The organism is Aeromonas rivuli (assembly GCF_020149575.1).
GTDB classification, from domain to species: domain Bacteria; phylum Pseudomonadota; class Gammaproteobacteria; order Enterobacterales; family Aeromonadaceae; genus Aeromonas; species Aeromonas rivuli.
Genome location: NZ_CP079742.1, coordinates 2,362,270 through 2,375,847 on the forward strand (window position 1 = coordinate 2,362,270; position 13,578 = coordinate 2,375,847).

Below are 13,578 nucleotides of genomic sequence, written 5' to 3' on the forward strand. Positions count from 1 at the left end.
AAATCAGTCTGTTACTCTGATGCAGCCGCCTGGGTATCGTTATTTTCGTAGATCATCAGGGGCGCAGAATCCCCCTTGATCACCGTCTCGTCGATCACCACCTTGCTGATCCCGTCCAGGGACGGCAAGTCATACATGGTATCGAGCAACACGGCTTCGACGATAGACCGCAGACCCCGGGCACCGGTTTTACGCTCCATTGCCTTGCGCGCAATGGCGTTCAAGGCATCGTCACGAAACTCCAGTTCCACCCCTTCCAGATCGAACAGGGCCGCGTACTGTTTGGTCAGCGCGTTCTTCGGCTCTTTGAGGATCTGGATCAGGGCCGCTTCATCCAGTTCGGTCAGGGTCGCCACCACGGGCAGACGGCCGATGAACTCGGGGATGAGACCGTACTTGATCAGATCTTCCGGCTCCACCTTGGCAAAGGTCTCGCTCAAGGAAGCCTTGGCATCCTTGGATTTGACCTCGGCGCCAAAGCCGATACCCGCGCCCTTGTGGGAGCGCTGCTCGATCACCTTGTCCAGGCCGGCAAAGGCGCCGCCACAGATGAAGAGGATCTTGGAGGTATCAACCTGCAGGAACTCCTGCTGCGGATGCTTGCGGCCCCCTTGCGGCGGAACTGAGGCAACGGTGCCTTCGATCAGCTTGAGCAGGGCCTGCTGTACCCCTTCCCCGGACACGTCGCGGGTGATGGAGGGGTTGTCCGACTTGCGGGAGATCTTGTCGATCTCGTCGATGTAGACGATGCCACGCTGGGCCTTCTCCACGTCATAGTCGCACTTTTGCAGCAGCTTCTGGATGATGTTCTCCACGTCCTCCCCCACATAACCGGCTTCGGTCAGTGTGGTGGCATCGGCCATGGTGAAAGGCACATCCAGCAGGCGGGCCAGGGTCTCGGCCAGCAGGGTCTTGCCGCTACCGGTCGGGCCAATCAGCAGGATGTTGGACTTGCCGAGCTCGACACCACTGCCATCGCCGCTGTTACGCAGACGCTTGTAATGGTTGTAGACGGCGACCGCCAATACCTTCTTGGCATACTCCTGACCGATGACATAGTCATCCAGGTGCGCACGAATTTCGTGAGGGGTCGGCAGGGCATCGCCATCACGCTTGGGAGAGATCTCGCGGATCTCTTCACGGATGATGTCATTGCACAGCTCGACGCACTCATCGCAAACGTAGACGGAAGGGCCAGCGATCAGCTTGCGCACTTCATGCTGGCTTTTGCCGCAAAAAGAGCAGTAGAGCAGCTTGTCACCTTCACCCTTGCGTTTCTCTGTCATTCAGCAACCTCGTTGTATCAATAGAGGATGATCAGTCTGCTGAGTTTACAACAGACCGGTGTACCCTGCTTTAGGCGCGCTGGTTAAACACGCCATCCACCAGGCCATAGGCCATTGCCTGCTCTGCCGACATGAAATTGTCACGGTCGGTGTCACGCTCTATGGTCGCCATGTCCTGGCCGGTGTGGAAAGCCAACCGCTCGTTCAGGGTATTCTTGATCTTGAGGATCTCCTGGGCATGGATCTGGATGTCCGATGCCTGGCCCTGGAAACCGCCCAGCGGTTGATGGATCATCACCCGGGCATTGGGCAGGCAGAAACGCTTGCCCTTGGCACCACCCGCCAGCAGGAAGGCGCCCATGGAGCAGGCTTGCCCCATACAGACGGTGCTCACATCCGGCTTGATGAACTGCATGGTGTCATAGATAGACATGCCTGCCGTCACCGCGCCGCCTGGAGAGTTGATATAGATGGAGATGTCTTTATCCGGGCTCTCGGATTCGAGGAACAAGAGCTGGGCTACGACCAGATTGGCCATGTGATCTTCAACCGGACCGGTCAGGAAGATGACCCGCTCCTTGAGCAGACGGGAGTAGATATCATACGAACGCTCGCCCTTGGCAGTCTGCTCGACCACCATGGGGATCAGGGCATTGCGGGGAGAATCTGTCACGTCGTTATAGTTTTTGTACATAAGGCATTGTCCCTAAAATAAAATGGCCCGAGTGGACATCACACGAGCCATTATACTTAACAGTGTTGACCTTAAGTCAAATCTTCTTAGGCAGCGGCGCCAGACTTGTTGATCACGTCGTCAAAGGCCACTTCTTTTTCGGTCACTTGCGCCTTGGAGAGGATCAGGTCGATGGCTTGATCTTCTACTGCCAGGTTGCGAACGCCATTCAGCATCTGCTCATTCTTCTGGTAGTACTCGATCACTTCCTTCGGATCTTCGTAGGCGGTGGCCATGGACTCGATCAGTGCGGTAACGCGTGCGTCATCAGCCTTGATCTCGTTGGTGCGGATGACATCACCCAGCAGCAGACCGACGCGCACGCGGCGCTCAGCCTGAGCCTGGAACAGCTCAGCCGGCAGCTCGGGTGCTTGACCACCCTGGAAACCACCGAAACGCTTCAGTGCCTGCTCACGCAGGGCATCGATCTCTTGCTCGACAGCTGCTTTAGGCAGATCGATCTGGTTGGCTTCAACCAGGCCGTTCAGCACTTGCTCTTTCACGCTGTTTTTCAGGGCTTGAGTCAGTTCGCGTTCCATGTTTTTACGCACTTCGGCTTTCAGGTCGTCCACGGAACCGCTTTCGATACCGAAACGCTTGACGAACTCTTCAGTCAGCTCAGGCAGCACCTGCTCTTCAACCTTGTTAAGCTTGGAGGCAAACTTGGCCGCCTTGCCTTTGAGGTTTTCAGCGTGGTAGTCAGCCGGGAAAGTCACCTCGATGGTGAACTCGTCGCCCGCTTTCTTGCCAAGGATGGCGTCTTCGAAGCCCGGGATCATGCGGCCAGCGCCCAGCTCCAGGGTGAAGCCTTCAGCCTTGCCACCGTCGAACTCTTCACCGTCGATGGAACCGACGAAGTCCATGGTGACACGCATGCCGCTGGCGGCAGCTGCGTCAACATCAGCCCAGGTAGCGTGCTGCTTGCGCAGGGTCTCGATCATGTTGGCCAGGTCGGCGTCCTTGACGGAGGCAACCGGCTTCTCAACCTTGATGGCTTCCAGACCGGCAACTTCGAATTCCGGGTAGACTTCGAAGGTGGCGGTGAATTCGAAATCTTCGCCTTCCTTGATCTCTTTCGGATCCATGGTCGGGGCACCGGCCGGGCTCAATTTGCTCTCGATGATGGCTTTGATGAAGTTGTTCTGCATCATCTCATCGGCAACGCGGGCATGAGCCATGGCACCGAACATCTTCTTGATGATGGCAACCGGAGCCTTGCCAGGACGGAAACCGTCGATGCGACGAGTCTTGGCCAGGCCATTCAATTCTTTACGCACGGCGGCATCAACAGCGGCAGCCGGTACAGTGATGGTAAGACGGCGTTCCAGACCTTGGGTTGTCTCTACAGAAACTTGCATTCTTTTACCTCGTTCAACTCAGCACTGTGTGCTGACCCTTTATTGCCCCTGGGTCGAGACCCGGAGTCTTCCTGTTTATAAAGACAACGACTGTCTTTGTGATGAGAAAATATGACGCGACATTATAGCGGCGCACTTTGGTCACGTCGAGCCGCAGAGCCCCACATCCCTGCCCCTGAAGCGGCAATGAGTGCAATTCTGTGGTGGATATGGGGCAAGCTGGGGCCAACTTCAAGGGTAAAGGGTGCAAGAATTTGCACTGGCTCACTTTTTCTTCGATAAATCTAACGAAAATGCCCCCGCTGCGCCACAGGCTGCGACTCTAATTGACCGTTCAGTATGGCGAGGCGCCTATTCACATATTGCGTCCCCCGCCCCGCGCGGCTATGGTGGCAGCCAATCTGGATTTGGAGTCAAACTGATGGGCTTTTTTCGCGTTGTGTTCAACCTGCTGTGGTTCTTGCTCGGTGGTGTCATCATGGGACTGGCCTGGTGGCTGGCGGGATTGATCTGTTTTATCTCGCTCATCGGCATTCCTTGGGGCCGCTCCTGCTTCGTGATCGGCACCTTTACCTTCTTCCCCTTCGGCAAGCAGGCCGTGAGCCGCAAGAGCATGATGGGCCAGGGAGACATAGGCACCGGGACGCTCGGCCTCATTGGCAACATCATCTGGTTCCTGGTGATCGGCATCTGGCTCGCCATCGGCCACATCGCCTCGGCGCTGGCTTGCTTCGTGACCATCATCGGCATTCCCTTTGGCATACAGCATCTGAAGCTGGCACTGATTGCCCTGGCCCCCATAGGCCAGATGGTGGTCACCAACCAGGAAGCGGAATCCGGTCGTTATATTCGCTGATGAAGAATCACCATGCAGGCGATGCCTGCGGGGCAAAAAAAGGGCAGACTAAGGTCTGCCCTTTTTTATTGCCATAGCTCGAGGTCATCCATGCTGCCCAGCCACTTCTTTGCCAATCTCTCCCGCATGAAACTCATCTATCGCTGGCCCTTGATGCGCAACATACAGCCGGAGAACATCGCCGAGCACAGCTTGCAGGTCGCCATGGTGGCCCATGCGCTGGGGCTCATCCATAATCGGCTGTTTGGGGGCAAGGTCGATGCGGATCGCGCCGCCGTGATGGCGCTCTATCACGACAGCAGCGAGGTGTTGACCGGGGACCTGCCCACGCCAGTCAAGTACTTCAACCCGCAGATAGCCAAGGAATACAAGAAGATAGAGCTGGCCGCCGAGCAGAGACTGCTGGCTCTCTTACCCCCCGAACTGGTCGAGGATTTTCGTCCCCTGCTCGATTCCGCCGCCCAGGACAGCGCGCTCGGTCGGCTGGTCAAGGATGCCGATACCCTCTGTGCCTATACCAAGTGCCTGGAGGAGAACAACGCCGGCAACCGGGAATTTGAGCCCGCCAGAAAACGCCTGGAACAGATGCTTGAGCAGCGCATGAGCCCGGCCATGCGCTACTTTATCGATGTGTTCGTGCCCAGCTTCTCCCTCCCCCTCGATGAACTCAGCGGTCACTGACCCGCCTGCGCTGTAAATAGAAGAAGGGCCCTGCCGGGCCCTTCTTCATTTCCGTCATTGCTATTCGCGAGCAACGCGGTTCATCACGTATCGTTCTATCAGTGCCCCAGCTCCCGGGACGGCACCAGAGCACTCGCCCGCCAGGCCGGATAGAGGGTCGCCAACAGGCTCATCAAGATGGCCGCCCCGGTGACGATAGCCATGTCCTGCCAATGCAGCTCGGTGGGCAGAAAATCGATGAAATAGATATCGGGGTTGAGGAAGCGATGGCCGATCACCCCCTCGATGGCACTCAGGATCTGGGTCAGCTTACTCGACAGCAGGCCACCCAGCAGCGCCCCCAACAGCGCCCCCAGCACCCCGTTCACCATGCCCTGGATGACGAAGGTGAGCCGGATCTGGCCGGGGCTCGCCCCCATGGTCTTGAGGATGGCAATTTCGCTGCGCTTCTCGTTCACCGCCATCACCAGGGTGGAGACGATATTGAAGCAGGCCACCGCCACCACCATCAACATCACCACATACATGACGGTGCGCACCATCTGGATGTCCTGATAGAGATAGCCCTGGCTGTTCATCCAGCTGCGGATATAGACGTGATGGGGGAAACGCTGGGCCGCCGCCACCGTGATGGACTGCGCCTTGAGCACATCATCCACCTTGAGGCTGAAGCCCTCTACGTTCGTGCCCATGCCGGAGATGGCCTGGGCATCATTGAGGTGCATGAAGCCGAGCAGGCCGTCGAGCTGACCGCCGAGTTCGAGCAGGCCGACCACGTGCAACGCTTCGCGCCTCGGGTTCTTGATGCCGGCTGCGTCGCCGCCCTGGGGCAGCAAGATGGCCACCTGATCGCCGATGCCGACCCCCAGCTTGTCCGCGATGGTCTTGCCGAGGATGACCCCACGCTCACCGGCCTTGAGTTCGCGAAAACCCCGCCCTGTCATGAAGTTGCCCGCATCGGAGAGATTGGCTTCGAGCTCGGGCAGCACGGCGCGCAGCTGCACCCCCTTGAGGGCGCTGCCATGTTCGAGCAGGCCGTTGAGGCGAATGACCGGGGCTGCGGCCTCGATGCCGGGCTGAGCCAGCAGATAATCGCGCAGCCTGGGCCAGTCGGGCAGCGGTGTCTCCACCGCATCCAGCTCCCCGTGGGGAATGACGGCCAGTACCCGGTCTTTGAGCTCACGCTCGAAGCCGTTCATGGCCGAAAGCCCCAGGATCAGCGCCATCACCCCCAGGGCGATGCCGATGAGCGACGAGGCGGAGATAAAGGCAATAAAACCGTTGCGACGGCGGGAGCGACTGTAGCGCAGGCCCAGAAACAGGGGCAGCGGCTTGAACATCAGGCGACCTCCGCCATGACGCCGTTCACCAGATCCACCCGGCGATGCAACTTGGCCGCCAGGCTGAGATCATGGGTCACCACCACAAAGGCGGTGCCGAGTTCGCGGTTCAACTCGCACAAGAGCTCATAGACGGCGGTGGCACTGGCGTGATCCAGGTTGCCGGTCGGCTCATCCGCCAACACCAGGCTGGGCTCATTGACCAGGGCACGGGCGATGGCCACCCGTTGGCGCTCACCACCCGACAGCTCGGAGGGTCTGTGATGCAGACGATGGGAGAGCCCCACCCGAGCCAGCATCTTGCTCGCCTTGTCACTGGCCGTGGCAACGGATTCACCGGCGATGAGCAGCGGCATGGCGGCGTTCTCCAGGGCCGTGAACTCGGCAAGCAGATGGTGGAACTGGTAGACGAAGCCCAGCTCCTGATTGCGGAATTTCGCCTGGGTACGGCTGTCCCAGTGATGAATATCCTGCCCCTTGAACTGCACTGAGCCGCTCGACGGGTTGTCAAGGGCGCCCATCAGGTGCAGCAAGGTGGTCTTGCCCGAGCCCGAGCTGCCCACCACGGCCAGCATCTCGCCGGGGGCGACGCAGAGATCGATCCCCTTGAGCACCTGGGTCTCCAGCTCCCCCTCTTGATAGATGTGATTGAGCCCCTGGCAACGCAGCAGGGGTTCTTGCAACAAGGGCTCATTCATAACAGGGACTCCACTCACATCGGGGGTAGATACAGAAGATGAATTATTCATAACGCAGTGCCTCGGCCGGACGCACCCGTGCCGCGCGGGCAGCAGGATACAGGGTGGCAGCAAAGCTCAGCAAGACGGCGCCACCGAGGATGGTGACCACCTGCATCGGCTCGACGATGACGGGCAGGCCACTGCCCCCCGCCGCCATATAGAGGTTGAGTCCCAGCCCGTTGAGCAACGGATTGAGGCCCAGGCAGAGGCCAAGGCCCGCCAGGGCACCGAACAGGGCACCAATCACCCCGCTGGAGGCCCCCAGTACCATGAAGATCTTGATGATCCCAGACTCGTTCATGCCCATGGTACGCAAGATGGCCACCTCCCCTTCCTTGTCGGTGACCACCATGACCAGGGCAGAGAGGATATTGAAGGTCGCCACCGCGATGATGAGCACCAGCATCAGTCCCATCATGCGTTTTTCCATGGCCACCGCCTGGAACAGCTCGCCACGCTCCCGTCGCCAATCTTGCCACTGGTAACCGTCCGGCAGTGGCGTCTTGATCACGGCGTCGGCCGCGAAGGGATCATCGAGCCAGAGCCGCAGACCGCCCACCTGATTGCTCGGCAGACGCAGCAGGCGCTGGGCATCCTGAATGGCGATCAGGGCTATCTGGTCATCCACATCGGCGCCGACGCCAAAGATGCCCGACACGGTAAAGAGCCGCTGCGCGGGTACCCGGCCAAAGGGCGTGAAGCGGGTGCCTTCGGTCAGGATGAGTCGCACCTCATCCCCCAGACCGACGCCGAGGCGACGCGCTACCCCCTGACCCAAGACAATCTGGTACTCACCGCCCTTGAGGGAGGCGAGCCGCCCCCCCAGCATCTGGGAGTGCAGAATGTCATCTTTGGGCCAGTGGGCGGGATCGATGCCTTGCACGCTCACCCCGGTCAGCTGACCCGGGCTCTGCAGCATGCCCTCGCTATCGAGCATGGGGGCCACCGCCACCACATGGGGCAATTTGGCCAGATCAGGCAGCCCCTCGGGGGCGGCATCGATGCGCCCGGCCTCGCTGGTCAGCACCACATGGGGGATCACCCCCAGGATACGGCCCTTGAGCTGCCCCTCGAAGCCATTCATGACGGAGATCACCACCATCAGGGCCGCGACCCCGATGGCGATGCCAAAGGTGGAAAACAGAGAGATGAAAGAGACGAAGCGATTACTGCGCCGTGACCCTGCATATCGCAGGCCAATGGCCAGCGAAAGGGGCTGAAAAAGTCCGGTCTTCAAGGATATGCACGTTGCCAACAAAATAAGATACCGGATAATAAAGGGAAACCGTCCATGACAACAAGGGATAGCCTCCATGCAGGAACAGTTCTTCAGCGTCACCCATGCCACGCCGGTCAATGTTATCCTCCTGCCGGATGATTACCTTTTACCGAGCGAACAGGCGCTGGAGGCCGAGCTGCCCGAGCCCTTTCGCATCGCCGCCGCCATCAGCTCCATCGACATGGCGACCACCCGGCTCATTCGCAGCCAGAATGACGCCATGCAGGATCTGGTCGAGATCATCAACCAGCAGTCCCACAAGATCGACATGATCATGAGCTATGTGCTGGCCGCCCAGGATCACCCCGAGCAGCGCTTCCACACCCTCACCTTTGGCGCGGGTCAGCTCACCTACCTGCACCCGGCCCAGGGGCATGGCCAGGCGCCCGCCAAGGCGCAGCTGGTGCGCCTCAAGATTTTTTTGCGTGACGAGGCCTCCGCCGTCTACTGCTACGCCAGAGTACGCGAAGTCACGACCGGCGAGCATGGCCAGCATGTCGCCCTCGACTACGCCCGTATACGTGAGGAAGATCGCGAACTGCTGGTACGAGCCAGCCTCCATGTCCAGTCCCGCCAGCTCAAGGCACGCGCCCAGGAGCGACTTCGTTAACCTACGCGCCAGTATGTGGCCCGAACGATGTGACATCTTTCGAGTCGACCAGACACCGAGCCCGCACGGGCCAAGGCTAAAGACAGAGTGATGAGATCCCTAACCCTACCCGTACTGCCCGCCAAAGCGGGCCAGAAGAGCACCTTGGGCCAACTGCATGGCAGCGCCCTGGCCCTGGTGGCCGCCGAACTCACCCGCTCAAACGATGGTCCCACCCTGCTGGTGACCGCCGATACCCCGAGCGCCCTGCGCCTGGAGCAGGAGCTGCGCTATCTGCTCAGCCAGGTCGAACCCGACGAACAAGTTTGCCCGGTGCTGCTGTTCCCGGACTGGGAGACCCTGCCCTACGACACCTTCTCTCCCCATCAGGACATCATCTCCCAGCGACTCGAGACCCTCTACAAGCTACCGCAGATGCAACGCGGCGCCCTGATAGTGCCCATCTCGACCCTGATGCTGCGCTGTGCCCCCCGGGTCTATCTCGACAAGTACAGCCTGATGGTCAAGGCGGGTCAGCGCCTCAATTTGCAACAACTGCGCGGCCGTTTGGCCGAGGCCGGTTATGTGGCGGTGGAGCAGGTACTGGAGCATGGGGAATTTGCCGCCCGCGGCTCCCTGCTCGATCTCTTCCCCATGGGCAGCACAGCGCCCTATCGCATCGATTTCTTCGATGATGAAGTGGACTCCATCCGTCCCTTCGACCCCGAGACCCAGCGCTCCAGCGAACCGGTCAAGAGCGTCAGCCTGTTGCCCGCCCGGGAGTTCCCCACCGACGAAGGAGCCATCGAGCTGTTTCGCGGCCAATTCCGCGAGCTGTTCGAGCTGTCGCGAGCCGACGGATCCATCTATCAGGAGGTAAGCAAGGGTCGCTGGCCGGCCGGCATCGAATATTATCTGCCGCTCTTCTTCGAGCAAACCGCCAGCCTGTTTGACTACCTGCCCGCCCAGACCCAGCTCATCACGGTCGGCGACATCTACCCCGCCGCCCAGGGGTTTTGGAACGACATAGGTCAACGCTTTGAAGAGCGGCGCTGGGACACCAGCCGCCCCCTGCTCGAGCCCGCCCGTCTCTATCTGCCGGTGGAGCAGCTGTTCCAGGCCCTCGGCCAATATGGCGCCGTGCGCCTGCAAGAAGAGCCGACTCCCAAGGGCGCCGGCCAGATCAATCTGCCGGTCGAGCCCCTGCCCGAGCTGCAACTCGACAACAGCAAGGAGCGCCCCCTGCTCGCCCTGGAGCAGTTCCTGCAAGACTTTGCGGGACGAACCCTCTTTGCGGTCGAAACCGAGGGGCGCCGCGAGGTATTGCGCGACTTGCTGGCCCGTATCGGTCTCAATCCGCCGGAATTTGCCAGCCTGGCCGCGTTTCTCGCAAGCCACAGCGAGCAGGGTATTCTGGTCGGGCCCCTCGAGCGTGGCTTCTTGCTGCGCGAGCCGAAGCTGGCCCCCCTTGCCTTCATCACCGAAGGCGAGCTGCTCGGCGGCAAGATCCGCAGCAAACGCCAGCGAGACAAGAGCAAAAACCTCAGCTCCGATGCGGTGATCCGCAACCTCGGCGAGCTGACTCAGGGTCAACCGGTGGTGCATCTGGATCACGGGGTCGGCCGCTACCTGGGCCTGGAGACCCTGGATGCCGGTGGCCTGCCCACCGAGTTCCTCACCCTGGAATACGCGGGGGGCGACAAGCTGTTCGTCCCCGTCACCAACTTGCATCTCATCAGCCGCTACACCGGCTCCGACAATCCCCCCAGCCACAAGCTCGGCGGCGAGGCCTGGGTCAAGGCCAGGCGCAAGGCGGCCGAGAAGGTGCGCGACGTGGCGGCCGAGCTGCTCGATGTCTATGCCCTGCGCGCGGCACGCAGCGGCTTTGCCTTCAAGCACGACAAGGAGAACTACCGCCAGTTCGCCGCCGGTTTCCCGTTCGAGGAGACCGACGATCAACTCAATGCCATCAATGCGGTGCTCGGCGACATGTGCCAGGCCAAGAGCATGGACCGGCTGGTGTGCGGCGACGTCGGCTTTGGCAAGACGGAAGTGGCGATGCGCGCCGCCTTCGTGGCGGTCCATGGCGGCAAGCAGGTGGCCGTGCTGGTGCCCACCACCCTGCTGGCCCAGCAGCACTATGACAACTTCCGGGATCGCTTCGCCAACTGGCCGGTGCGGGTCGAGGTGCTGAGCCGCTTCCGCTCCGCCAAGGAGCAGACCAGCGTCTTGAAGGAGCTGGCCGATGGCAAGGTGGACATCATCATCGGCACCCACAAGCTGCTCGGCTCCGATCTCACTTTCAAGGATCTGGGGCTGCTGATCGTCGATGAGGAGCACAGATTCGGGGTGCGTCAAAAAGAGAAGATCAAGGCACTGCGCGCCGACGTGGATATCCTCACCCTCACCGCCACGCCTATCCCGCGCACCCTCAACATGGCCATGGCCGGGATGCGGGATCTGTCGATCATCGCGACCCCCCCCGCCAAGCGGCTCGCCATCAAGACCTTCGTGCGCCAGCAAGAGCCCGCGGTCACCCGCGAAGCGGTGTTGCGTGAACTCAAACGGGGCGGCCAGATCTACTACCTGCACAACGACGTGGCCAGCATCGACAAGTGTGCCAACGATCTTGCCGAGCTCATCCCGGAGGCGCGCATCGGCATCGCCCATGGCCAGATGCCGGAGCGCAATCTCGAACGGATCATGTCGGACTTTTATCACCAGCGTTTCAACCTGCTGGTCTGCACCACCATCATCGAGACCGGCATAGACGTGCCGAGCGCCAACACCATCATCATGGACAGGGCCGATCACCTTGGCCTGGCCCAGTTGCACCAGCTGCGGGGCCGGGTCGGGCGCTCCCACCATCAGGCCTATGCCTATCTGCTCACCCCGCCCCCCAAGCTGATGACCAAGGATGCCGCCAAGCGGCTCGATGCCATTGCATCCCTGGAAGATCTCGGCGCCGGTTTCGCCCTGGCCACCCATGATCTGGAGATCCGTGGCGCGGGCGAGCTCTTGGGAGACGATCAGAGCGGCCAGATAGAGTCGGTCGGCTTCACCCTCTATATGGAGATGCTGGAGCAGGCGGTCGAGGCACTCAAGAGTGGCAAGGAGCCCTCCCTCGAGCAGCTGATGAGCGACCATACCGAGGTGGAGCTGCGCCTGCCCGCCCTCCTGCCAGAAGGCTATATCCCGGACGTCAATATGCGGCTCTCCATGTACAAGCGCATCGCCAGTGCCAGTGATGAGGCTGAGCTGCGCGAGCTGAAGGTGGAGCTTATCGACCGATTCGGTCTGCTGCCCGATGCCGCCAAGACGCTGTTCGACATTGCCAGCTTCCGCCAGCAGGCGGCGGCGCTTGGCATCAAGCGTCTGGAGATGAGCGAGCGCGGCGGCTACCTGGACTTCAATCAGGATACCCGGGTCAACCCCGGCTACCTGGTCAAGCTGCTCTCCGAGCAGCCCCGAGTGTTCAAGATGGACGGGCCGACCCGCTTGCGCTTCCAGGTACCGACCCAGGACAGAGTCACCCGCTTGCAGCGGGTGGAAGGCCTGTTAAAGGATCTGGCCGCGCACTCAGGCTGAGCAGGCCTCCTCGCTCGCGGTTGTCCGCCAGTCATCAAGATTGCACCATAACAAGAGGCCCCGGATTGGGGCCTCTGTTTCGGATGCGTCGCCGGCGTTTTTGAGCATTCGCCAGAGGCCGCTGGCCTCGGGATCAGGCGGCCAGGCTGCGCAGCCAGCGGATCTCGTCAGCCCAGATGGACTCGTCGATGGTCTCCAGGATCAAGGGGATACCGTCGAAGTGGGCGTCTTTCATGATGTGATGGAACACCGCCTCCCCCAGATTGCCCTGCTGCAGGCTGTGGTGCCTGTCGACCCGGCTGCCGAAGCTGCTCTTGGCGCCGTTGATGTGCATCCCCTTGAGATATTGAAAACCCACCTGACGGTCAAAGTCCCCGAATACCTGGGCACAGCCCTCGGGGGTGCGCAGATCGTAACCGGCGGCAAAGGCGTGGCAGGTGTCGAAGCAGATGCCGACCCGGCTCTTGTCCTCGACGCCCTCGATGATGGTGGCCAGATGCTCGAAGGACCAGCCGAGGTTGGTACCCTGCCCCGCCGTGTTCTCGATCACCGCCGTCACCCCCTGGCTGCGTTCCAGCGCCCAGTTGATGGACTCGCTCACCAGCTTCAGGCTGACCGCTTCGGGTATCTGCTTCAAGTGGCTGCCGGGGTGGAAGTTCAGATAACAGAGCCCGAGCTGCTCACAGCGTTTGAGCTCATCCAGAAATGCATCACGGGATTTGGCCAGCGCATCGGGATCCGGGTGGCCCAGGTTGATGAGGTAGCTGTCATGGGGCAGGATCTGCGTTGGGCCAAAGCCCTCCCGCTCGCAGGCGAGCTTGAACGCATCGATGGATTTGGCGGTCAGGGGGGCGGCCTGCCACTGACGCTGATTCTTGGTGAACAGGGCGAAGGCGTTGGCCCCGATGGCCTTGGCGCGGGCTATGGTGTTCTCTACGCCGCCAGCGGCACTGACATGGGCTCCGATATACTTCATTGCATCTCCTCTGTTCTGTGGATTCTCATCATGCAACAGCAGTGCGCCCCGGCACAGCAGGGCCTAGTTGGTTGATGTCATGGCATCTCCGAGATAGGGGGACATTATGCCCAAGAGGCCCAGCCGCGCCAAACCGGCTTTGTCGATAGCGG

At 60.8% G+C, this 13,578-nt stretch carries 10 protein-coding genes and 1 pseudogene; 4 read left to right on the plus strand and 7 right to left on the minus strand.

Translation table 11 applies throughout. The annotated features are described in order from the left end of the window. Nucleotides 1-11 precede the first annotated feature (11 nt). From clpX to tig, 3 genes and pseudogenes are all read right to left on the minus strand, one after another. Nucleotides 12-1,286 carry an ATP-dependent protease ATP-binding subunit ClpX gene (gene clpX, locus KYK33_RS11120; protein WP_042043128.1) on the minus strand — a complete coding sequence of 425 codons (1,275 nt, stop codon included), beginning with the start codon at nt 1,284-1,286 and terminating at the stop codon, nt 12-14. Between the two features lie 70 nt (nt 1,287-1,356). Beyond that, the gene (gene clpP / locus KYK33_RS11125) at nt 1,357-1,980 is read right to left on the minus strand and encodes an ATP-dependent Clp endopeptidase proteolytic subunit ClpP (protein ID WP_042043127.1); all 624 of its coding nucleotides are present in this window, start codon (nt 1,978-1,980) and stop codon (nt 1,357-1,359) included. Between the two features lie 86 nt (nt 1,981-2,066). Further along, nucleotides 2,067-3,338 (minus strand): annotated as a pseudogene (gene tig / locus KYK33_RS11130) (trigger factor); the annotation flags it as partial. Nucleotides 3,339-3,798: 460 nt separating this feature from the next. Here tig and KYK33_RS11135 point away from each other — a divergent pair. Both KYK33_RS11135 and yfbR read left to right on the plus strand, forming a co-directional pair. Beyond that, on the plus strand, nt 3,799-4,233 hold the full coding sequence (locus KYK33_RS11135; RefSeq protein ID WP_042043125.1) for a YccF domain-containing protein: 435 nt from the start codon (nt 3,799-3,801) through the stop codon (nt 4,231-4,233). Nucleotides 4,234-4,323: 90 nt separating this feature from the next. Further along, nucleotides 4,324-4,914 carry a 5'-deoxynucleotidase gene (yfbR, locus tag KYK33_RS11140; protein ID WP_224430534.1) on the plus strand — a complete coding sequence of 197 codons (591 nt, stop codon included), beginning with the start codon at nt 4,324-4,326 and terminating at the stop codon, nt 4,912-4,914. Nucleotides 4,915-5,012: 98 nt separating this feature from the next. On the opposite strand, the gene lolE is transcribed toward yfbR, so the two are convergent. The 3 genes from lolE to KYK33_RS11155 are packed head-to-tail and all read right to left on the minus strand — an operon-like array spanning nt 5,013 to nt 8,231. Beyond that, nucleotides 5,013-6,254, minus strand: coding sequence for a lipoprotein-releasing ABC transporter permease subunit LolE (lolE, locus tag KYK33_RS11145; protein WP_224430535.1), 1,242 nt, complete (start codon nt 6,252-6,254; stop codon nt 5,013-5,015). Continuing rightward, complete coding sequence (gene lolD, locus KYK33_RS11150; RefSeq protein ID WP_224430536.1) at nt 6,254-6,952, minus strand: lipoprotein-releasing ABC transporter ATP-binding protein LolD; 699 nt, start codon at nt 6,950-6,952, stop codon at nt 6,254-6,256. Before lolD ends, lolE begins: the two co-directional genes overlap by 1 nt. Nucleotides 6,953-6,995: 43 nt before the next feature. Beyond that, on the minus strand, nt 6,996-8,231 hold the full coding sequence (locus KYK33_RS11155) for a lipoprotein-releasing ABC transporter permease subunit (protein ID WP_042043119.1): 1,236 nt from the start codon (nt 8,229-8,231) through the stop codon (nt 6,996-6,998). A 76-nt stretch (nt 8,232-8,307) separates the two neighbouring features. Between KYK33_RS11155 and KYK33_RS11160 the strand changes: the two genes are divergently transcribed. Continuing rightward, the gene (locus KYK33_RS11160) at nt 8,308-8,883 is read left to right on the plus strand and encodes a PilZ domain-containing protein (protein WP_042043118.1); all 576 of its coding nucleotides are present in this window, start codon (nt 8,308-8,310) and stop codon (nt 8,881-8,883) included. A gap of 90 nt (nt 8,884-8,973) precedes the next feature. Beyond that, nucleotides 8,974-12,450, plus strand: a complete 3,477-nt coding sequence (mfd, locus tag KYK33_RS11165) for a transcription-repair coupling factor (RefSeq protein ID WP_224430537.1) — start codon at nt 8,974-8,976, stop codon at nt 12,448-12,450. 133 nt (nt 12,451-12,583) lie between these two features. Here mfd and nfo read toward each other — a convergent pair whose 3' ends face one another. Further along, complete coding sequence (nfo, locus tag KYK33_RS11170) at nt 12,584-13,426, minus strand: deoxyribonuclease IV (protein ID WP_224430538.1); 843 nt, start codon at nt 13,424-13,426, stop codon at nt 12,584-12,586. Nucleotides 13,427-13,578: the final 152 nt, after the last annotated feature.

Bases quoted from the DNA above. Each gene is read 5' to 3' on its own strand.
- clpX (WP_042043128.1), bottom strand. From the start codon at position 1,286: ATGACAGAGAAACGCAAGGGTGAAGGTGACAAGCTGCTCTACTGCTCT.
- lolD (WP_224430536.1), bottom strand. From the start codon at position 6,952: ATGAATGAGCCCTTGTTGCAAGAACCCCTGCTGCGTTGCCAGGGGCTC.
- lolE (WP_224430535.1), bottom strand. From the start codon at position 6,254: ATGTTCAAGCCGCTGCCCCTGTTTCTGGGCCTGCGCTACAGTCGCTCC.
- KYK33_RS11160 (WP_042043118.1), top strand. From the start codon at position 8,308: ATGCAGGAACAGTTCTTCAGCGTCACCCATGCCACGCCGGTCAATGTT.
- nfo (WP_224430538.1), bottom strand. From the start codon at position 13,426: ATGAAGTATATCGGAGCCCATGTCAGTGCCGCTGGCGGCGTAGAGAAC.
- KYK33_RS11135 (WP_042043125.1), top strand. From the start codon at position 3,799: ATGGGCTTTTTTCGCGTTGTGTTCAACCTGCTGTGGTTCTTGCTCGGT.
- clpP (WP_042043127.1), bottom strand. From the start codon at position 1,980: ATGTACAAAAACTATAACGACGTGACAGATTCTCCCCGCAATGCCCTG.
- yfbR (WP_224430534.1), top strand. From the start codon at position 4,324: ATGCTGCCCAGCCACTTCTTTGCCAATCTCTCCCGCATGAAACTCATC.
- mfd (WP_224430537.1), top strand. From the start codon at position 8,974: ATGAGATCCCTAACCCTACCCGTACTGCCCGCCAAAGCGGGCCAGAAG.